The 19,297-nt window shown below is 45.0% G+C and carries 21 protein-coding genes and 1 tRNA gene; 19 read left to right on the plus strand and 3 right to left on the minus strand.

The window, feature by feature from the left end; all coding sequences use genetic code 11:
* Window positions 1–210 precede the first annotated feature (210 nt).
* Window positions 211–286, plus strand: a tRNA-Gly gene (locus ACQEXR_RS18325).
* A 550-nt stretch (window positions 287–836) separates the two neighbouring features.
* On the opposite strand, the gene queG is transcribed toward ACQEXR_RS18325, so the two are convergent.
* Window positions 837–1,949 carry a tRNA epoxyqueuosine(34) reductase QueG gene (queG, locus tag ACQEXR_RS18330; RefSeq protein ID WP_426953388.1) on the minus strand — a complete coding sequence of 371 codons (1,113 nt, stop codon included), beginning with the start codon at window positions 1,947–1,949 and terminating at the stop codon, window positions 837–839.
* A 199-nt stretch (window positions 1,950–2,148) separates the two neighbouring features.
* On the opposite strand from queG, the gene tsaE reads away from it, so the two are divergent.
* The 9 genes from tsaE to ACQEXR_RS18375 all read left to right on the plus strand — a co-directional run bounded on the left by tsaE (window position 2,149) and on the right by ACQEXR_RS18375 (window position 11,494).
* Entirely contained in the window at window positions 2,149–2,613 is a 465-nt protein-coding gene (gene tsaE / locus ACQEXR_RS18335) for a tRNA (adenosine(37)-N6)-threonylcarbamoyltransferase complex ATPase subunit type 1 TsaE (RefSeq protein WP_331427794.1), read from the plus strand.
* Complete coding sequence (locus ACQEXR_RS18340) at window positions 2,607–4,331, plus strand: LysM peptidoglycan-binding domain-containing protein (RefSeq protein WP_427020882.1); 1,725 nt, start codon at window positions 2,607–2,609, stop codon at window positions 4,329–4,331. The genes tsaE and ACQEXR_RS18340 overlap by 7 nt, the downstream gene beginning before the upstream one ends.
* A 16-nt stretch (window positions 4,332–4,347) precedes the next feature.
* Entirely contained in the window at window positions 4,348–6,288 is a 1,941-nt protein-coding gene (gene mutL, locus ACQEXR_RS18345; RefSeq protein ID WP_427020883.1) for a DNA mismatch repair endonuclease MutL, read from the plus strand.
* A gap of 2 nt (window positions 6,289–6,290) precedes the next feature.
* Window positions 6,291–7,241, plus strand: coding sequence for a tRNA (adenosine(37)-N6)-dimethylallyltransferase MiaA (gene miaA, locus ACQEXR_RS18350; protein WP_427020884.1), 951 nt, complete (start codon window positions 6,291–6,293; stop codon window positions 7,239–7,241).
* A 189-nt stretch (window positions 7,242–7,430) separates the two neighbouring features.
* On the plus strand, window positions 7,431–7,697 hold the full coding sequence (gene hfq, locus ACQEXR_RS18355) for an RNA chaperone Hfq (protein WP_138971627.1): 267 nt from the start codon (window positions 7,431–7,433) through the stop codon (window positions 7,695–7,697).
* Between the two features lie 40 nt (window positions 7,698–7,737).
* Window positions 7,738–9,027 carry a ribosome rescue GTPase HflX gene (hflX, locus tag ACQEXR_RS18360; protein ID WP_138971628.1) on the plus strand — a complete coding sequence of 430 codons (1,290 nt, stop codon included), beginning with the start codon at window positions 7,738–7,740 and terminating at the stop codon, window positions 9,025–9,027.
* A 45-nt stretch (window positions 9,028–9,072) separates the two neighbouring features.
* Window positions 9,073–10,263: an FtsH protease activity modulator HflK gene (hflK, locus tag ACQEXR_RS18365; RefSeq protein ID WP_138971629.1), complete on the plus strand. Its 1,191-nt coding sequence runs from the start codon at window positions 9,073–9,075 to the stop codon at window positions 10,261–10,263.
* A 2-nt stretch (window positions 10,264–10,265) separates the two neighbouring features.
* The gene (gene hflC / locus ACQEXR_RS18370; protein WP_331418401.1) at window positions 10,266–11,243 is read left to right on the plus strand and encodes a protease modulator HflC; all 978 of its coding nucleotides are present in this window, start codon (window positions 10,266–10,268) and stop codon (window positions 11,241–11,243) included.
* Window positions 11,244–11,305: 62 nt separating this feature from the next.
* The gene (locus ACQEXR_RS18375; RefSeq protein ID WP_138971639.1) at window positions 11,306–11,494 is read left to right on the plus strand and encodes a DUF2065 domain-containing protein; all 189 of its coding nucleotides are present in this window, start codon (window positions 11,306–11,308) and stop codon (window positions 11,492–11,494) included.
* On the opposite strand, the gene ACQEXR_RS18380 is transcribed toward ACQEXR_RS18375, so the two are convergent.
* Both ACQEXR_RS18380 and ACQEXR_RS18385 read right to left on the minus strand, forming a co-directional pair.
* Window positions 11,488–11,715 carry a SlyX family protein gene (locus ACQEXR_RS18380; protein WP_269378536.1) on the minus strand — a complete coding sequence of 76 codons (228 nt, stop codon included), beginning with the start codon at window positions 11,713–11,715 and terminating at the stop codon, window positions 11,488–11,490. The two genes, ACQEXR_RS18375 and ACQEXR_RS18380, sit on opposite strands and share 7 nt — an antisense overlap.
* Before the next feature lie 2 nt (window positions 11,716–11,717).
* Window positions 11,718–12,698, minus strand: coding sequence for a WD40 repeat domain-containing protein (locus tag ACQEXR_RS18385; protein WP_426953393.1), 981 nt, complete (start codon window positions 12,696–12,698; stop codon window positions 11,718–11,720).
* A gap of 136 nt (window positions 12,699–12,834) precedes the next feature.
* Between ACQEXR_RS18385 and fkpA the strand changes: the two genes are divergently transcribed.
* The 9 genes from fkpA to ACQEXR_RS18430 all read left to right on the plus strand — a co-directional run.
* Window positions 12,835–13,623 (plus strand): FKBP-type peptidyl-prolyl cis-trans isomerase, encoded by a 789-nt coding sequence (fkpA, locus tag ACQEXR_RS18390; RefSeq protein WP_427020885.1) that lies wholly within the window; start codon window positions 12,835–12,837, stop codon window positions 13,621–13,623.
* 188 nt (window positions 13,624–13,811) lie between these two features.
* Window positions 13,812–14,534: a helix-turn-helix transcriptional regulator gene (locus ACQEXR_RS18395; RefSeq protein WP_138971634.1), complete on the plus strand. Its 723-nt coding sequence runs from the start codon at window positions 13,812–13,814 to the stop codon at window positions 14,532–14,534.
* Complete coding sequence (gene tusD / locus ACQEXR_RS18400) at window positions 14,531–14,926, plus strand: sulfurtransferase complex subunit TusD (RefSeq protein WP_426953394.1); 396 nt, start codon at window positions 14,531–14,533, stop codon at window positions 14,924–14,926. Before ACQEXR_RS18395 ends, tusD begins: the two co-directional genes overlap by 4 nt.
* Window positions 14,923–15,279 carry a sulfurtransferase complex subunit TusC gene (gene tusC / locus ACQEXR_RS18405; protein ID WP_427020886.1) on the plus strand — a complete coding sequence of 119 codons (357 nt, stop codon included), beginning with the start codon at window positions 14,923–14,925 and terminating at the stop codon, window positions 15,277–15,279. The genes tusD and tusC overlap by 4 nt, the downstream gene beginning before the upstream one ends.
* 13 nt (window positions 15,280–15,292) lie before the next feature.
* On the plus strand, window positions 15,293–15,568 hold the full coding sequence (gene tusB / locus ACQEXR_RS18410; protein WP_426953396.1) for a sulfurtransferase complex subunit TusB: 276 nt from the start codon (window positions 15,293–15,295) through the stop codon (window positions 15,566–15,568).
* Window positions 15,569–15,757: 189 nt separating this feature from the next.
* A complete protein-coding gene (gene rpsL, locus ACQEXR_RS18415; RefSeq protein ID WP_004399892.1) occupies window positions 15,758–16,132 on the plus strand; it encodes a 30S ribosomal protein S12 in 375 nt (124 codons plus the stop codon).
* 100 nt (window positions 16,133–16,232) lie between these two features.
* The gene (gene rpsG, locus ACQEXR_RS18420; RefSeq protein WP_045957025.1) at window positions 16,233–16,703 is read left to right on the plus strand and encodes a 30S ribosomal protein S7; all 471 of its coding nucleotides are present in this window, start codon (window positions 16,233–16,235) and stop codon (window positions 16,701–16,703) included.
* A gap of 154 nt (window positions 16,704–16,857) precedes the next feature.
* The gene (gene fusA / locus ACQEXR_RS18425) at window positions 16,858–18,957 is read left to right on the plus strand and encodes an elongation factor G (RefSeq protein WP_427020887.1); all 2,100 of its coding nucleotides are present in this window, start codon (window positions 16,858–16,860) and stop codon (window positions 18,955–18,957) included.
* Between the two features lie 155 nt (window positions 18,958–19,112).
* Window positions 19,113–19,297 (plus strand): GTP-binding protein (locus tag ACQEXR_RS18430; protein ID WP_232425018.1); only part of this gene is annotated, 185 nt, incomplete at its 3' end.

Below are 19,297 nucleotides of genomic sequence, written 5' to 3' on the forward strand. Positions count from 1 at the left end.
GTCACGCCTTTCTGTTTATGAATAGGGAACCTCGTGTGTCGCTCCAATTTAAAAGCCTTCATCGTGCTTAACGATGAAGAATGCGACACTAGCTCAGTTAATCGAGCACAGCCTTGTCAAGGTTGAGGTCACGCCTTTCTGTTTATGAATAGGGAACCTCGTGTGTCGCTCCAATTTAAAAGCCTTCATCGTGCTTAACGATGACAAAATGCGACACTAGCTCAGTTGGTAGAGCGCAACCTTGCCAAGGTTGAGGTCACGAGTTCGAACCTCGTGTGTCGCTCCAAATCTCCTTCAAATGACAAGCTCGTTTGAATAGACCTTTAAGGTCACCGCTCTTTAGCTAATGCTGCGAAGCATGAACCCCAAAATTGTAAAAAGTCCTCCTAGTACTAGGTGGGCGTTTTTATGCCTCAACGAAAAATCTCAGCATACCTATGCTCAGGGAATCACTATAGCAAACACCATGTGGGCTAGGTCTCTACGCATTCGTCAACAGAGTTATCCACAGTTTTGCCAATGTGGATAAGTTGGTGGGTAACCTGATTTTTTACTATGTATAAAGCTTGACTAAAACGATCTTTTTGATTAAAGAGGATTCATTAAATGGATAACCTCTTTAGTAACTTATTGTTTTTAAAGTGATAAATGATAATTTCCGTGATTTAACTGAAGTGAGAAATAGATCATTAAGTCACTATTTTTTGATCCCAGTCATTTCCATACAATGTGATTAACTTCTTCACTTGTAAGAAAATGAGCATTCTCTCTTGGTTTTTTCCACATTTCATTTTTTAGAGCTAAATCAAGTTCTGAACCGTCATGCTCGGCAAGCATTATGCATCTCTAGGCAATCCTTTCTCTACAATTCGAATTAGTCTAGCCAATTTATTGGATGCTGATGGAAGTTGCGATTGTTGCTGAGCTAATGCCCAGTGGATATGCGTATCTAAAACGTCGCTCAAGCCGATACGCTGCTGGAGAGCGTCGACAATTGCTAACGAATAAGGCGCATTACCCATTGCGATAGAGAGATTACGCATCCATTGAAGGTGACCAATACGGCGGATTGCGGAACCTTCCATATTTTTGAGAAAGGTTGCCTCATCCCAAAGAAAGAGCTCCGTTAGGTCTGCTTTTTTTAATGCCTCTCTACGATGAAAGTCTTCCTGATGAGTGACTTCAGCGAATCGGTTCCAAGGACAGACCAATTGACAGTCATCACAGCCGTAAACTCTATTTCCCATCGCCTGACGAAATTCTTCCGGAATCACACCATCGTATTCGATCGTGAGATATGAAATGCAGCGTCGAGCATCGACAATGCCGTCGTCGATAATGGCTTGTGTCGGGCATGAGGCAATGCAGGACTGACACTTGCCACATTGTTCAGTACTAGGTTGATCAACGGGCAGTGGCAAGTCGATGAGTAACTCTCCAAGAAAGAACCATGAGCCACAATCTTTATCTAGGATGAGGGAATGCTTACCAGTCCAACCTAATCCGGCTTTTTGCGCCAAGGGCCTTTCGAGTATTGGGGCGGAGTCAACGAATGGGCGATAGCCGAACTGACCCACTTCTTGCTCTATTTTTTGGCCTAGTTTTTTAAGCTGGTTGCGGATAAGTTTGTGGTAGTCACGTCCAAGAGCATAACGACTGACATAAGCTTGTGTTGGATCGGATAAGTTTGATGCAAATTGCGCTTCAGGAGGGAGATAATCCATTCTGACGGAGATAACACGAATTGTGCCAGGCAAGAGTTCGCTTGGGCGTGCTCTCATCATGCCGTGACGCGCCATCCAGTCCATTTCACCGTGATAACCAGCATCTAACCATTTTTGTAGCGCCGCTTCATGCTCGGACAGATCGACGTCGCAGATCCCTACTTTTTGGAAACCGAGTTCTTGGCCCCAACTTTTGATCTTGTCTGCGAGCGCTTGGTAGTTCATGCTGGTGTGTTCCTGATTAAGGGGGCAGGATCTTAACGGATCTTATATTTAGGATCTAGCTGGTAAAAAAAGAAAAACGGCAAGAAATCGCTGATTTTTCGTTTTACTTACACAAGAGCTCTTGTCTCTCAAATCCAACCCAGTTTACTATTCCTGTTATTTTAGATTTTATATAGTCACAGCGTAGAGATTGATCTTGATGACCACCAAACAATTTGCCCTTACAGATGAACAGGCCACGATTCAATTAGGTACCGCACTGGCACAGTTGTGTTCTCAGCAAACCACTATTTATCTGCATGGTGATTTGGGGGCAGGCAAAACAACCTTTAGTCGTGGTTTTGTGCGTGCGCTGGGTCATCAGGGGAATGTAAAAAGCCCTACCTATACCTTGGTTGAGCCTTACCAGCTTGATCAGTGGCAAGTTTATCATTTTGATCTTTATCGCCTAGCTGATCCTGAAGAACTTGAGTTCATGGGGATCCGTGATTATTTCACCCCTGATGCTATCTGCCTTGTGGAATGGCCAGAAAAAGGACAAGGTTTGTTGCCTGCTGCCGATCTTGATATTGATCTTCGTTACGATGGTGAGGCACGAGTCGTTCAACTCACGGCAAATAATCCCTATGGAAGTCACTTATTAGAACAGTTGGAGTTATGTTGAAGAGCCGTTTATTAAGAGCTGTATTTTTTCCATTTTTTGTTGCTCTTACTCTTTTCTCCGGTTTTAGTTTCGCGAATGCTCTTGAGGGCATTCGCGTTTGGCCATCTCCAGATGAAACAAGAGTTGTTATAGATTTAAAATCTGAAGCTGACTTCAGTTACTTTACCCTTTCCAGCCCTGAGCGGTTAGTAGTGGACCTCAAGCAGACCACGCTGAGTACTAAGCTACCACTGACGATTTCTGATAGTCCGGTACTGAAAAAAATACGCCAAAGTTCCCCTCCAGAAAAAGGCACCTACCGTTTAGTGTTTGAACTAAAGCGTAAAGTGAATCCCCAGTTGTTTAAACTGGCACCGACACCCGGTGGGCAGTATGGTCATCGCTTAGTGATTGATATGCCACATGACAATTCTGGCGCGTCAGCACCTGCAACGACACCAACCAACAGCAAAACGACGGTCAGCCGAGATGCGTCTCAGCTGCATGGCACGGCCGACATTGTGGTTGCTATTGATGCGGGTCACGGTGGTGAAGACCCAGGCTCGATTGGTCCAACAAAAAAATATGAGAAACACGCGACTCTAGCCGTTTCGAAGAAGGTGGCTGCGCAAATCAATGCTGTTCCAGGTATGAAAGCGGTGCTAACTCGTGGGGGGGATTACTACGTCAATTTGAATAAGCGTTCGGAGATTGCACGTAAAAATAAAGCGCACCTCTTAGTGTCAATTCACGCCGATGCATTTCATACTCCTCAACCTAGAGGTGGCTCAGTCTTTGTTCTGAATACACGCCGTGCAAACTCGGAAATTGCTCGTTGGGTAGAGAATCATGAGGAACAGTCACAACTGCTTGGTGGCGCTGGTGAAGTACTGGCTAAGAATAATAATGATAAGAATGTCAGTCAGACGCTACTGGATTTGCAATTTAGCCATTCTCAGAAAGAGGGCTTTAAGGTAGCCACTAAGATTCTGAGTGAAATGAGCCGTTCGGGGATCTATCTACATAAGAAAGACCCAGTTAATGCGAGTCTTGCGGTATTAAAATCACCAGACATCCCTTCTGTACTGGTTGAGACAGGATTTATTTCTAACCCAACAGAAGAAAAACTCCTCTTTCAACGCAGTCATCAGGATAAGTTAGCTCAAGCTTTAGCGAAGGCGATAGTCCAGTATTTTGAAGCCAATCCGCCGGAAGGCACTCTGTTTGCAAACCGTGGGAAAGCGATCAAGCATAAAGTGTCTCGTGGTGAGTCATTGTCTGTTATCGCCAACAAGTATGGCACCTCAACTCAGGCGATCATGCAGGCGAATAAGCTCAAGAGCAGTAGCTTAGCGATTGGACAAATCCTGACGATTCCTGGAGCTAGTACATCGATTACCGTACCAGAGATTAAGAATCCTATTGAGACTAAAACACTGACACACGTTGTTCAGCGTGGTGAGTATCTAGGTAAAATTGCCACCAAATACAAGGTGTCGGTTGATGCGATTAAGCGAGAGAATAGTCTCAAATCAGACACGCTTAAGTTGGGTCAAAAACTCAAGATCACAGTGAGCTTGAAAGATCAGCCACTGCGTAAGCACACGGTTAAACGTGGTGAGTTCCTTGGTAAGATTGCCAGCAATTATGGTGTGAGTGTTGCCAGTCTTCGCGAAGCGAACAACTTACGCTCTGATCAACTCGCGGTGGGTCAGGTACTCATTATCCCACGCAACTAAAGATTAAGTAGCCAATATGACGATTAGAATTCTTCCAGCTCGTTTAGCGAACCAGATAGCAGCTGGTGAGGTGGTAGAAAGACCAGCTTCCGTGGTCAAGGAACTGGTTGAAAATAGCTTAGATTCAGGCGCTACACGCATCGATATCGATATCGAAAAAGGCGGAGCTAAGCTGATTCGTGTTCGTGATAATGGTAAAGGAATCGTCAAAGAGGAACTCGGTCTTGCTTTAAGTCGACATGCGACTTCCAAGATCCATACCCTTGACGATCTTGAAGCGATCATCAGTCTAGGGTTTCGCGGTGAGGCTTTGGCTAGTATCAGCTCTGTCGCACGTCTAACTCTGACCTCTCGTCCAGCCACTCAGGAGCAAGCTTGGGCTGCATACAGTGAGGGGCGAGATATGCAAGTGAAGCTTCAGCCTGCAGCTCATCCGATTGGTACCTCGGTTGAAGTGCTGGATCTTTTCTTCAATACTCCGGCTAGACGTAAATTCCTTCGTACTGAAAAAACCGAATTTACGCATATTGATGAGTTACTTAAACGCATAGCGTTAAGTCGATTCGACGTTACGATCAACCTCAGACATAACGGTAAACTGGTCAAACAGTACCGAGCTGCGAAGACAGAAGCTCAGGCAGATAAGCGCATAGCGGCGGTTTGTGGCAATAGTTTTGTACGCAATATGCTTAAGATAGAGCTTGAGCATCAAGGACTGAAACTGCATGGTTGGATAACCACCCCTGAAGGTGCAAGGCAGCAAAGCGATCTACAGTATTGCTATGTAAATGGACGGATGATGAGAGACAAGTTGATCAATCATGCTATCCGTCAGAGTTATGAAACCAGCCTGCGACCAGATCAATTTGCAACTTACGTTCTGTTTATTGAACTCGATCCGCATCAAGTTGATGTCAATGTGCACCCAGCAAAGCATGAAGTACGTTTTCATCAAGCTCGTTTAGTGCACGATTTTATCTATCAGGCTCTAAGTGATGCGCTGGCACAAAGTGCGTACATCGACAAGCCTCAGCATACAGCGTCCGCATTTCATTCTGAATCTGAACAAGCTCCTGCATCGCTAAGTGAATTGTCGGAGGCTACAGGGGTATCGCAACAAGAGTATCAGGCGATTGAAGCTATTCCTTCGTATCCTGGCAAGGCGGACTATCAAAGCCACCGAGATTCGTTACGTGAATCGCCACCCCGCAATGAGTGGCATGAGTCCAGAGCGGAGCCAAAACCTCGAGTTACCGAGCGATACAGTGAGCCCGCGCCTAGCAGGCAAGAAGTGAAGGCGTATCAAGAGTTATTGAAGACTCCAGAGTTCCACTCAGCACATACGCAGAATCAAACGTCAATTCAGAATCATACTGAACCAATGAGTGGTGATACGGTCGAAACACTGGGCAAAGCGATCTCTATTGCGCAAGGTCGTTATCTGGTCATGGGAGGTAAGTCTGGAACTTGCTTGGTGAACTTAGCAAAAGCGGAATGGCTTCGTATTAATGGTCAATTGTCGACGCTCCATGGTGCGTTGAAAAGCCAACCTTTACTCGTTCCACTGTCGCTAAAGTTGGATCCAGAGCTTTTGCAGGTGGCAGAGCGTTTGGACTCGGTACTTAAAAAGTTTGGAATTGAGCTTAAGACACGCAGCAATAAAGCGCTAATGGTGATGGGAGTACCTCAACCATTAAGGCAACAAAACTTACAACAACTGGTTCCAGATCTGCTATCTTACGCCGCTTCGTATGTCGCGACATCGGATTCACTCAGCGACCCTCAGATCGCAAGTTGGTTAAGTGATCGCATTACTCAAGTGAAAAGCGACTACACTTTGTCGGAAGCCATTCAGATCATCGCTGATCTCGAACAGCTATGGCAAGATCGGCTTCCATTGGGTGACAAGACGTTTGTTAGACCCGTTGATTTTTCTGCAACGATTGCAGCATTTTAGATATGAATAATAGTGAATTACCGTTGGCTCTGTTTTTGATGGGGCCAACCGCATCAGGCAAGACTGATCTCGCAATACGTTTGCGAAAAAAATTTCCAGTAGAGATCATTTCTGTTGATTCAGCTTTGATCTATAAAGGTATGGATATTGGCACGGCAAAACCGGATGCCAATGAACAGCAGCAAGCACCACATCGTTTGATTGATATTTTAGATCCAAGTGAATCGTATTCAGCGGCGGATTTTCGCCGAGATGCATTAAACGAAATGAACGATATTGTAGAACAAGGCAAGATCCCACTCTTAGTGGGCGGCACTATGTTGTACTACAAAGCGTTGTTGGAAGGTTTATCGCCTCTGCCTGCTGCCAATCCTGAAATCCGTCAGCAGATTGAGCAAGAAGCATTGGCTCAAGGTTGGGATAAGCTTCACTCTCAACTGAGAGAGATTGATCCTGTCTCAGCTGAGCGAATCCACCCGAATGATCCACAAAGGTTATCAAGGGCATTGGAAGTTTATCGAATTTCAGGTAAAACTCTAACTGAGCTGACTCAAACCAAAGGTGATAGCCTGCCGTTTAGAGTTAAACAGTTTGCAATAGCTCCCAAGGAAAGGGCTGAACTCCATCGTCGGATAGAGCTTCGCTATGAAAAAATGATTGAAGCAGGGTTTGAAGAAGAGATGAGAGCTTTATATGCTCGCCAAGATCTTCATCCTGATCTTCCGTCAATTCGTTGCGTTGGTTACAGACAGATGTGGGACTATTTGGATGGGAATTGCACGTTAGATGACGCCATCTTTAAGGGCGTATGTGCAACCCGCCAGTTGGCCAAGCGACAGATTACCTGGTTACGCAGCTGGGATAATTTAACTTGGTTAGATAGTGAAAACATTGAACAAGCACTAGAAACTGTTTCAAATGCAATAGCATCTGAAGGTTTTAGCTGTGTATAATGTGATCGCTTTTGCGTGAATTTACCCTGTAAAGGATCTGTTACTTGAAATTTCGGTCTAAAGCCGTCATAACAGGTAGCGACAGGGTGTTATTTTATTCGTTTAGCTCAGAGCAAAGGTCGCATATTTTAATGCAGCGCACCACTAGCTAAATAACTAAAACAAAATTACAAAATAAGGAAAATAAAAATGGCTAAGGGGCAATCTCTACAAGACCCATTCTTAAATGCATTACGTCGTGAACGTATTCCTGTATCAATCTACCTTGTAAACGGAATTAAACTGCAAGGTCAGATCGAATCATTTGATCAATTTGTTATCTTGCTGAAAAACACAGTTAACCAAATGGTGTACAAGCACGCAATTTCTACGGTAGTTCCTGCTCGTCCAGTGAGCCACCATAGTGGTGAGCCGCGCCCACAAGGTGATCGTCAGCAAGACAAATCAGAAGATTAATTTTCTGAATTACCCAATTAGTTTTTAAGGAGTTGATTGCTTGTTTGACCGTTATGAAGCCGGTGAGCGAGCCGTACTTGTTCATGTCAACTTCACGCAAGAGGGGGAGTGGGAAGATCTCAGTGAGTTTGAGATGCTGGTCTCTTCAGCTGGCGTATCTGCGTTACAAGTTGTAACAGGCAGTCGTCAGTCACCACACCCTAAATACTATGTCGGAGAGGGTAAGGCTCAGGAGATTGCACAAGCGGTGCAGCTTTCTGATGCTGATATTGTGATTTTTAATCACGCCCTCTCTCCTGCCCAAGAACGTAACCTAGAAGCGTTGTGTAAATGTCGAGTTTTGGATCGCACTGGTTTGATCCTAGATATTTTTGCTCAACGTGCCCGCACCCACGAAGGTAAGCTTCAAGTTGAACTTGCACAGCTACGCCATATCTCTACTCGATTGATTCGTGGTTGGACACACCTTGAAAGACAAAAAGGTGGTATTGGTTTACGTGGACCAGGTGAAACTCAGTTAGAAACTGACCGACGTTTATTGCGTGTTCGTATTAAGACCATACTTCGCCGTTTAGAAAAAGTGGCGAAGCAACGTGAGCAAGGTCGCCGAGCTAGAAATCGAGCGGAAATCCCGACTGTCTCTTTGGTGGGGTATACCAACGCAGGTAAATCTACTTTATTTAACCGAATTACCTCAGCGGGTGTTTACGCGGCAGATCAGTTATTTGCCACACTTGACCCCACGTTACGTAAAATTGAGTTAAATGATGTTGGTCCAGCGATTTTGGCGGATACCGTAGGTTTTATTCGTCATCTTCCGCATGATCTTGTTGCTGCCTTTAAAGCAACACTGCAAGAAACTCAAGAAGCTGACATTTTGTTACATGTTGTTGATGCCAGCGATGACCGTTTTCGTGAGAATATTCAAGCTGTTCATATAGTGTTAGAAGAAATTGATGCCCATGAGGTGCCATCTCTTCTGGTGATGAACAAAATTGATAATCTTGAAGACCAGAAACCAAGAATCGAACGTGATGAAGAGGGTGTACCTCGCGCCGTTTGGGTTTCGGCAATGGAAGGCATAGGTATTGAACTGCTGTTTGAGGCGTTGAAAGAGCGTCTTGCTAGCCAGATGGTTCAATATCAATTGCGAATTCCGCCACAACACCAAGGGCGAATTCGTAGTACATTCTTCCAAATGAAATGTATTCAACGAGAAGAATATGATCAGGATGGTGACTTGTTGATTGATGTTCGCATGCAACAGGTGGATTGGTCTAGACTTGAAAAAAGAGAAGGGGCAGTTTTACGTGACTTTATAGTTACTTAAATGACTGCTACAGTATAACGTCATATCTAATGATGGAGCTTTCTAATGGCGTGGAATGAGCCTGGTAATAATAACGGCAACAATGGCCGCGATAATGACCCTTGGGGGAATAATAATCGTGGTAACAAAGGTGGCCGTGATCAAGGACCGCCAGACTTAGACGAAGTATTTAATAAACTGAGTCAGAAACTGGGTGGAAAGTTTGGTGGTAAAGGTGGTAAAGGTTCGTCTATCGGCGGTGGCGGCGGTGCACTAGGTTTTGGTGTCATTGCTATCATTGCGATAGCAATTTGGTTCTTTGCTGGCTTTTACACCATTGGTGAAGCTGAGCGTGGTGTTGTGCTACGTCTAGGTAAGTATGACCGTGTGGTCGATCCAGGCTTGAACTGGCGCCCTCGCTTTATTGATGAGTATGAAGCGGTCAACGTACAGGCAATTCGTTCATTACGTTCATCTGGTCTAATGCTGACCAAAGATGAAAACGTTGTGACGGTTGCAATGGACGTTCAGTACCGTGTAGCTGACCCATACAAGTATCTATACCGCGTGACAAACGCAGATGATAGCTTACGCCAAGCTACAGATTCTGCTCTACGTGCGGTTGTTGGTGACGCATTGATGGATAGTATCCTGACAAGTGGTCGTCAGCAGATTCGTCAAAGCACACAGGAAACGTTGAATTCGATTATCGATAGCTACGATATGGGTGTGGTTCTAGTTGACGTCAACTTCCAGTCAGCTCGTCCGCCAGAGCAAGTAAAAGACGCTTTTGATGATGCAATTGCGGCTCGAGAAGATGAAGAGCGTTTTGAACGTGAAGCTGAAGCTTACCGCAACGACATCTTGCCGAAAGCGACGGGTCGTGCAGAACGTCTGAAGAAAGAGGCACTTGGTTACTCTGAGCGTGTAGTTAACGAAGCGCTAGGTCAGGTTGCTCAGTTTGAGAAACTGCTACCGGAATACCAAGCAGCACCAGAAGTTACTCGTAACCGTCTGTATCTAGATACAATGGAAGAAGTTTACAGCAGTACTTCTAAGGTTCTGATTGATTCTGAATCAAGCGGTAACTTACTGTACTTGCCGATCGATAAGTTAGCAGGTGAAGCTCAAACTCAAACCAACCGTAAGGTGAAGGAAACTTCAGCTTATGACCAGATTGAGCTTGAATCTCAGCAATCCGATAGCACTTCAGACTCTCAATCTCGTTCAACTGGTTCACGTCAAGGGAGATATTAAGAATGCGTAAGTTAATGATCCCTGTATTAGTTGTAACAATTGCTCTACTGCTGATGTCAGTATTTGTGATTCAAGAGGGTGAACGTGGTTTGGTTATTCGATTTGGTCGTGTTTTAGATGACAACGGCGTATCGAAAATTTACGAGCCTGGCCTCCATTTTAAGATGCCACTGTTTGACCGTGTTAAAACGTTAGACGCTCGTATCCAAACAATGGATGGTCGTTCAGATCGCTTCGTAACGTCAGAGAAAAAAGACGTTATCATCGATACCTACGTGAAGTGGCGTATTGAAGATTTCGGTCGTTTCTATCTAACAACGGGTGGCGGTAACGTATTGACTGCTGAAGCACTTTTAGAGCGTAAAGTAACAGACGTACTTCGTTCTGAGATTGGTGCTCGCGAAATCAAGCAAATTGTATCGGGTCCACGTAATAACGACGTGTTACCAGACAGTGCTGATAGCGAAGAAGTGACGACTGAAGCTGCAAAAGAAGCGTTAGAGATTGATGGTGAGCGCGACAAGATCATGGCCAATGTACTGGAAGGTACTCGTGATAGTGCACTGACTGACCTTGGTGTTGAGATTGTTGATTTCCGTATGAAGAAAATCAACCTACCTGACAACATCAGTGATTCAATCTACAAACGTATGCGTGCAGAACGTGAGTCGGTTGCTCGTAAGCACCGTTCTCAAGGTCGTGAGCGTGCGGAGGTTATCCGCGCTCAGGCTGAGCTAGAAGTCGCAACCGTTCTTGCTGAAGCCGATAAAACAGCGCGTGTTACACGCGGTGAAGCCGATGCGAAAGCCGCGAAAATTTACTCTAGTGCGTACAATAAAGATCCTGAGTTCTACAGCTTCTTACGCTCACTGAAGGCTTATGAGAAATCGTTCAGTGAGAAGAGTGATATTCTGGTATTGGATCCTAAGAGTGAATTCTTCCAATACATGAATAATGCTGCTGGCGCACCGTCAAAGTAAGATTCATTAAGTAACAAAAAGGCTCCGATATACGGAGCCTTTATTTTTTCATGAGGACAATGATGTCGAATGCACTCTGGTTAGCTTTTGGTTTAGTCTTGATTGTCGAAGGCTTAGGCCCGTTATTCGCACCAAAAGGATGGCGAAACATGGTCGCTCAATTGAGTGAACAACCCGATCATCAATTGCGTAGAATTGGGGGCTGTTTAGTGGTTGCTGGAGCCGTGATCGCCTACGTCTTTTCTCAATAATGAGGTGGTGGCGTCTCTTGTGAAGGATCGGCAAGATTTGAAGAATCGATATTCTTCACTTTTCCTACCACATACTTCATTTGATCTTGCATCTTGGTTATCAGCAATTGTTGCTGACTCAAGGCATCGTTAAGTTCTTCGATCGTTTGTTCTTGAAACGCCAACTGACACTCTAAGTCGTTGACGCGGCTTTCTAGCTGTTCAACTCGCTGCTCTGTCATCACTAATAATCCACATTCCAAGCTTGGGCAATACCAGCCGAGGTTCCCGAAATAACACGGTTCTGGCTGTCAAAGGCTGCATCATACACCACTGCGCGGGGAGGGCGAGTATCTTTTAGTGGTTCCGCCTCAAATCCATCGACCCGTTTGCCACTTTGTGTACTCCATATCATGATTCTACTCGAAGGCGTTCCGGTCACAAGATACTGACCATCATCGGAAAATCGAGCAGAAGAAAAGATAAGTTGTCGGGAGAAGCTACTTAGAGAAGAGAGCGCCTTTCCTGTGCTGAGATCCCATACAATCGCCTGATTGCCGCCATCAGAAGTAAATGCATAATGACCATCTCTATGCAAAGCAACACGGTTGATTCGCTGTTCATGCTCAAATGTTTTGAGTATTTGTCCAGTCTGGGTATCCCAAAGGTAGGCTTTGTAATCATTTCCCCCAGACAATGCGAAACGTCCATTTGGCGACAAAGCGACCGAATTGACTTTTTCATTATGAGCAAGGAACTCTAATCGCCGTCCGGTGACTAAGTTGACGTAGATGGCTTTGCCATTTGAAAGACCAAGCAGCACTTGATCACCATTGCTGGCGATGTCGATATCCCTAATGAGTCCATCTGAGATAGACCATAAGCCTTGCGCTTGAGTCCATGCTAAGTCCCAAACTGCAAAGTTAATTTGTGTTGCGGTAACGGCAAAGCGGCCGTTGTCTGATATTCTGATTCGAGAAACGGTACTTGATTGAGGGTCTTGTGGACCTAATGAGGCAAGCTGTTGACTTTCGCTAAGATCCCAAAGCACCAGTTGATGCTCCTTGGAATAGAGCAATGCAAAGCGTGCGTCTCGACTTAGCGCAAAACTGGTTGTTCCTTTAGGCTCAATTGTCCATCGTTGAGCGTCTTGGCTGGAGAAAAAGCAGCCATTTAACGCTGAAATGACAATGGTGATGAGTAGTGAGTTAAAAATAATACGCATTTGGTACCATTCTTCACCTAGTGTAGGTTTAAATACGACATATATTGGTTATATTGGTACAACATGTTCGTGCACACCAGTGGAAATTCCATATTTGTGCGCAAAGACAAATGGTTAGCCATTATTGGAGAAATTAATGAAATCAATTTTTAAAGTGTCACTGCTTGCCGCAACGGTTGCGTTAGCTGCTGGCTGTCAGAAAGAAGAAGAACCAAAAACAGAAGCAGCACCAGCGGTTGAGCAAGTGCAAGCTGAGACGGGCAAACTTGTTCACTTCAAAACAGAAGATGACAAAGCTGCTTACGCTATCGGCGTTTCTTTTGCTAACTACTTGAGCACGAGCCTAGACAAGCCAAGCGAAATCGGCATTACGCTGAATAAGGAGCTTGTGCTTAAAGGTATTGAGCACGTATTTGCTGGTAACCCTGAGCTAAATGAAGAAGAAACACGTGCAGCGTTAGAAGCTTTAGATAAGCGTGTTGCTGAAACAATGCAAAAGCAAGCGGCAGAAAAAGCAGCGGCAGCTAAGCAAGATGGTGACGCATTCCGTGCAGAGTTTGAAAAGCAAGACGGTGTAGTGAAGACTGAATCGGGTCTGCTATACCAAGTGTTGACTGCTGCAGAAGGCGAGAAACCGGCTGATACAGATACCGTTCAGGTTCATTACAAGGGTACCCTTATCGATGGAACTCAGTTCGACAGTTCTTATGATCGTGGCGAACCTGCAACTTTCCCACTTAACCGCGTCATTCCTGGTTGGACTGAAGGTGTTCAGTTGATGTCTGTCGGCTCTAAATTTAAGTTCGTTATTCCGCCAGAATTAGCTTACGGTGAGCAAGACACGCCGACGATTCCTGCAAACTCGACGCTAGTATTTGAAGTTGAGCTACTCAAAGTAGATAACGGCGAAGATGCGGCTCAATAGTCATTGAGTGCATGTCAATCGAAAGGTCTGACTTATGTCAGACCTTTCTTTTTTTTAACGTTTTGATAAACAGAGATGGTAATTTTTTTGTTCTAAATCACTAGATAGCCGCTTAGCTAGAGGCTCTCATCAAAATTTCTGATAAACTTACATCAATTTGTTGATTTATCGCTCTAAGGCTTAAAAAAGTGACAACTACAGAAACAGTAAACACGGATATGTTGCTCGAAATGGAATCTGTGAATGTGATGCCATTTAGTGAGCACGATAAGATCATTCTCAGATCATACGAAGCTGTTGTTGATGGAATTGCGAGCCTGATTGGCCCGTTTTGTGAAATTGTTCTTCACTCACTTGAAGATTTAAATACATCCGCGATCAAGATTGCCAACGGTGAAAACACTGGTCGTCAAGTGGGTTCACCGATTACAGACTTAGCGCTTAAAATGCTTCGAGATATAGAAGGTTCTGAGCGCAACTTCTCTCGTTCTTACTTCACACGAGCTAAGGGTGGAGTATTGATGAAGTCAATCACAGTGGCTATTCGCAATGGTGAGAATCGAGTAATTGGTCTTTTGTGTGTCAACGTTAACCTTGACGCGCCTTTCTCTCAGGTTCTTCAATCATTCATGCCAACGGAAGAAGCGAAACAAGCTGCGTCATCTGTGAACTTTGCTAGTGATGTTGAAGAGCTGGTCGACCAAACTGTTGAGCGTACTATTGAAGAAATCAATGCGGATAAGTCGGTTTCGAACAACACCAAAAATCGTCAGATAGTGATGGAACTATACGACAAAGGTATTTTTGACATTAAAGATGCAATCAACCGAGTTGCTGATCGTCTCAATATATCTAAGCATACGGTTTACCTATACATTCGTCAGCGTAAGACTGAGGATGAAGAAAGGTGAACCGCTTGACTTATACGCTGGTGGTTAATGGTTCCGTCTACGGTAGCCAATCAGCGCGTAGTGCTTATCAATTTGCTCAAGCCGTTATCGAACAGGGACATACTCTGGTTAGCGTATTCTTCTATCAAGATGGCGTAAATAACGGCAGTGCGTTAACCGTGCCTGCCAATGATGAGTTTGACTTAGTCAAAGCATGGCAGAGTCTAGCGAATCAGCATAGCGTGCGCCTCGAAACCTGCGTTGCGGCTGCGTTACGGCGTGGAGTAGTGAGTCAGGATGAAGCGAATCAGCATGGCTTATCTCAAAGTAACTTAGCGCAAGGTTTCCAGCAGGCAGGGTTAGGTAGCTTGGCAGAAGCCATGTTAGTTCAAGATAGAGTAGTGCAGTTTTGAGTCAGTTAACTTATTTATTTCGTAGTGCGCCTCACGGTAGCTCCGCTGGTCGCGAAGGCGTTGATGCGTTACTTGCTGCGTCAGCGTATTGCGAAGACATCAGTGTTATTTTCAGTGGTGATGGGGTTTATCAGCTACTTCAAGGACAGCAGACGAGCGATATTCTTAGCAAGGACTACGCACCTATGCTAAAGCTGTTTGACCTCTACGACATAGAGCAAGTTTATGTGTGTGAGTCGTCATTGGCCGAGCGTGGATTGCTTCAAGCAGCTCTCGTCTTGGATGCTCAAAAGCTATCGCAAAGTGAGCTCGCTGCCCAGCTTCACCAAGCCGGTAAGATCCTGACATTTTAGGTAGTGGTATTACATGCTCCATATCGTTAAAACCATTCAGGCAATTGAAGAGGCAGTAAAGGTCTATACCCAAGGTGACCAGCTACTGCTAATCGAAGATGCCGTATACAGTGCCAATCCACAGCACAAAACCTATCCTCTTATTCAAGGGTTGAATATCGCTGTATTAAAAGCGGACGTTGATGCGCGTGGAATCACCAACCGTATCAGCCCATCGGTACTCTTGGTTGACTATAGCGGGTTCGTCAATTTGACCGTTGAGTCCACTAATTCGATAACTTGGCAATAACCAAATCATTCTCAGTCAAAAGTGTCGCTGTGCTTTTACACATCGTAGGTAGAAGTTGAGCAAAAAAGATCCGTATATTTCTTGACACACCTCTCACTGCTGAATAGAATTTTGCGTCCCTAACTACCACTAGTGGTTAGGGATAGATTTTTCACAAAGCTTACTTTCAAGTAAATCAGGAGCTAGTTAATGGCAACTATTAACCAGTTGGTACGTAAGCCTCGTGCAAAGCAAGTTGTTAAAAGCAACGTGCCTGCACTAGAAGCGTGCCCACAAAAACGTGGTGTATGTACTCGTGTTTACACTACTACACCTAAAAAACCTAACTCAGCACTTCGTAAAGTTTGTCGTGTACGTCTGACAAATGGTTTCGAAGTAACTTCGTACATCGGCGGTGAAGGCCACAACCTTCAAGAGCACTCAGTTGTTCTAATCCGTGGTGGTCGTGTTAAAGACCTTCCAGGTGTGCGTTACCACACTGTTCGCGGCGCACTAGACTGTGCTGGCGTAAATGACCGTAAACAAGGTCGTTCTAAGTACGGTGTGAAGCGTCCTAAGTCTTAATGGAATCCGTTAAGTAAGGCCAAACACTAAATTATTTTTAATTTTTTGAAAAAACTGAAAAGTTTTGGATAAAACCTGAAGAAGACAACGGAGAAAATCCATGCCACGTCGTCGCGTCATTGGTCAGCGTAAGATCCTTCCAGATCCAAAGTTCAAATCTGAACTGCTGGCAAAATTCGTTAACATCCTAATGGTTGACGGTAAAAAATCTACTGCAGAGAAAATTGTTTACACTGCACTAGACACTATGGCTGAGAAATCTGGTAAAGATCACTTAGCTGTATTTGAAGAAGCTCTTGAAAATGTTCGCCCAGCGGTAGAAGTTAAATCTCGCCGTGTAGGTGGTTCAACTTACCAAGTACCTGTAGAAGTACGTCCGGTTCGCCGTAACGCACTTGCTATGCGTTGGTTGGTTGAAGCTGCGCGTAAGCGTGGTGAAAAATCTATGGCTCAACGCCTAGCTGCTGAAATGCTAGACGCGTCTGAGAACAAAGGTACTGCGGTTAAGAAACGTGAAGACGTTCACCGCATGGCTGACGCAAACAAAGCGTTCGCACATTACCGTTGGTAATACCTTTCAGCGCCGCGGGACTCCCCGCGGCTCTACTCTAGTTCCTATGCGCAAGCTTAGGAACTATTGCTATATCTAGGGCAAGCAAAAAGCACCAAAAACAGGCTAAATTAACTAGAGATAGCAATAGTCCCTAATTCAAGAGGATTCAATCGTGGCTCGTAAAACACCTATCGAGCGCTACCGTAATATTGGTATCGTCGCTCACGTAGACGCAGGTAAAACAACCACAAGTGAACGTATTCTGTTCTACACAGGTCTTTCTCATAAAATCGGTGAAGTGCACGATGGCGCTGCTACCATGGACTGGATGGAGCAGGAGCAAGAGCGTGGTATCACAATTACCTCAGCTGCGACTACAACTTTCTGGCGTGGTATGGAAGCGCAATTCCAAGACCACCGCATCAACATTATCGATACTCCTGGACACGTAGATTTCACTATCGAAGTAGAGCGTTCATTACGCGTACTTGATGGTGCTGTTGTTGTGTTCTGTGGTTCATCTGGTGTTGAACCTCAATCTGAAACTGTATGGCGTCAAGCTGACAAGTACCACGTTCCACGTATGGTATTTGTTAACAAGATGGACCGTGCAGGTGCTGACTTCTTACGTGTTATTGATCAAATCAAAAACCGTCTTGGTGCGAACCCTGTTCCAATCCAGCTTAACGTTGGTTCGGAAGAGAACTTTACAGGTGTTATCGACCTGATCAAGATGAAGATGATCAACTGGAACGAAGAAGATCAAGGTACAACCTTCACTTACGAAGAGATCCCAGCAGACATGCAAGAAATGGCAGAAGAGTGGCGCAACAACCTTGTTGAGTCGGCTGCTGAAGCGTCTGAAGAGCTGATGGATAAGTACCTTGAAGAAGGCGAACTGACTGAAGCTGAAATCAAGCAAGCTCTACGTACTCGTACACTGAACAACGAAATCGTTCTTGCCACTTGTGGTAGTGCGTTCAAAAACAAAGGTGTTCAAGCAGTACTAGACGCGGTTGTTGAGTACTTACCTTCTCCGGTAGATGTTCCAGCAATCAAAGGTGTTGACGAAAACGACAATGAAGTTGAGCGTCATGCAGACGACAACGAACCGTTTGCAGCACTGGCATTTAAAATTGCGACAGACCCATTTGTTGGTACGCTAACCTTTATGCGTGTTTACTCTGGTGTCGTGAACTCGGGTGATGCAGTTTACAACTCTGTTAAGCAGAAGAAAGAACGTTTTGGTCGTATTGTACAGATGCACTCAAACAAGCGTGACGAAATTAAAGAAGTTCGCGCGGGTGACATTGCTGCCGCGATCGGTCTTAAAGACGTTACAACAGGTGATACGCTGTGTGATATTAACCACAAGGTTATTCTAGAGCGTATGGAGTTCCCTGAGCCAGTTATTCAGATTGCTGTAGAGCCACGCTCTGTAGCAGATCAAGAAAAAATGGGTATTGCTCTAGGTAAACTAGCAGCAGAAGACCCGTCATTCCGCGTCGAAACGGATGACGAAACAGGTCAAACTTTGATTTCTGGTATGGGTGAGCTTCACTTAGATATCATCGTTGACCGTATGAAACGTGAATTCAGCGTTGACTGTAATGTAGGTAAACCTCAGGTTGCTTACCGTGAGACTATCCGTGGTAGTGCGGAAGTTGAAGGTAAATTTGTACGTCAATCTGGTGGTCGTGGTCAGTACGGTCACGTATGGATCAAACTGGAGCCATCTGAACCTGGCGAAGGTTTTGTCTTTGTTGACGAAATTGTGGGTGGTGTTGTTCCTAAGGAATACATCAGCTCGGTATCGAAAGGTATCGAAGAGCAAATGAACAGTGGTGTTCTAGCGGGTTACCCAGTGCTAGATATTAAAGCAACACTATTCGATGGTTCTTACCACGATGTTGACTCTAACGAGATGGCGTTTAAGATCGCCGGCTCGATGGCATTCAAGAAAGGTGCACTAGAAGCGCAACCAGTTCTTCTTGAGCCAATGATGAATGTTGAAGTAACCACTCCAGAAGACTGGATGGGCGATGTTGTAGGTGATCTTAACCGTCGCCGTGGCATGATCGCAGGTATGGACGAGGGCGTGGCGGGTATTAAGATCATCCGTGCTCAAGTGCCTCTATCTGAGATGTTTGGCTACGCAACAGACCTACGCTCTGCAACTCAAGGCCGTGCGTCTTACTCTATGGAGTTTTACGAGTACGCTGAAGTACCGAAAAACTTTGCAGAGAAAATCATTGCAGACCGTGGTTACTAATAAATCGTCTTGAACTGAAAAAAAAGTCCAGCTTTTTTTGAAGATCAATGCGTCCAAATATTGCGCTGACTGGCGTTGGCGCATAAAATAGCAATTTCTGGCGCGTCTCGATCAATTCGGATCGTGGCGAATCATAACTAGGAAGGAACACGATCGTGTCTAAAGAAAAATTTGAACGTACTAAACCGCACGTTAACGTTGGTACTATCGGTCACGTTGACCACGGTAAAACAACTCTAACTGCTGCTATCTGTACTACTCTAGCTAAAGTGTACGGCGGTGAAGCGAAAGACTTCGCATCTATCGATAACGCTCCAGAAGAGCGTGAGCGCGGTATCAC

It is taken from the genome of Vibrio sp. TRT 2004 (assembly GCF_050113735.1).
Lineage (GTDB): Bacteria > Pseudomonadota > Gammaproteobacteria > Enterobacterales > Vibrionaceae > Vibrio.

What these genes read in the sequence shown, in the direction of transcription:
- queG (WP_426953388.1), bottom strand. Translation starts at nt 1,949, where the DNA reads ATGAACTACCAAGCGCTCGCAGACAAGATCAAAAGTTGGGGCCAAGAA.
- tsaE (WP_331427794.1), top strand. Translation starts at nt 2,149, where the DNA reads ATGACCACCAAACAATTTGCCCTTACAGATGAACAGGCCACGATTCAA.
- ACQEXR_RS18340 (WP_427020882.1), top strand. Translation starts at nt 2,607, where the DNA reads ATGTTGAAGAGCCGTTTATTAAGAGCTGTATTTTTTCCATTTTTTGTT.
- mutL (WP_427020883.1), top strand. Translation starts at nt 4,348, where the DNA reads ATGACGATTAGAATTCTTCCAGCTCGTTTAGCGAACCAGATAGCAGCT.
- miaA (WP_427020884.1), top strand. Translation starts at nt 6,291, where the DNA reads ATGAATAATAGTGAATTACCGTTGGCTCTGTTTTTGATGGGGCCAACC.
- hfq (WP_138971627.1), top strand. Translation starts at nt 7,431, where the DNA reads ATGGCTAAGGGGCAATCTCTACAAGACCCATTCTTAAATGCATTACGT.
- hflK (WP_138971629.1), top strand. Translation starts at nt 9,073, where the DNA reads ATGGCGTGGAATGAGCCTGGTAATAATAACGGCAACAATGGCCGCGAT.
- hflC (WP_331418401.1), top strand. Translation starts at nt 10,266, where the DNA reads ATGCGTAAGTTAATGATCCCTGTATTAGTTGTAACAATTGCTCTACTG.
- ACQEXR_RS18375 (WP_138971639.1), top strand. Translation starts at nt 11,306, where the DNA reads ATGTCGAATGCACTCTGGTTAGCTTTTGGTTTAGTCTTGATTGTCGAA.
- ACQEXR_RS18380 (WP_269378536.1), bottom strand. Translation starts at nt 11,715, where the DNA reads ATGACAGAGCAGCGAGTTGAACAGCTAGAAAGCCGCGTCAACGACTTA.
- ACQEXR_RS18385 (WP_426953393.1), bottom strand. Translation starts at nt 12,698, where the DNA reads ATGCGTATTATTTTTAACTCACTACTCATCACCATTGTCATTTCAGCG.
- fkpA (WP_427020885.1), top strand. Translation starts at nt 12,835, where the DNA reads ATGAAATCAATTTTTAAAGTGTCACTGCTTGCCGCAACGGTTGCGTTA.
- tusB (WP_426953396.1), top strand. Translation starts at nt 15,293, where the DNA reads ATGCTCCATATCGTTAAAACCATTCAGGCAATTGAAGAGGCAGTAAAG.
- rpsL (WP_004399892.1), top strand. Translation starts at nt 15,758, where the DNA reads ATGGCAACTATTAACCAGTTGGTACGTAAGCCTCGTGCAAAGCAAGTT.
- rpsG (WP_045957025.1), top strand. Translation starts at nt 16,233, where the DNA reads ATGCCACGTCGTCGCGTCATTGGTCAGCGTAAGATCCTTCCAGATCCA.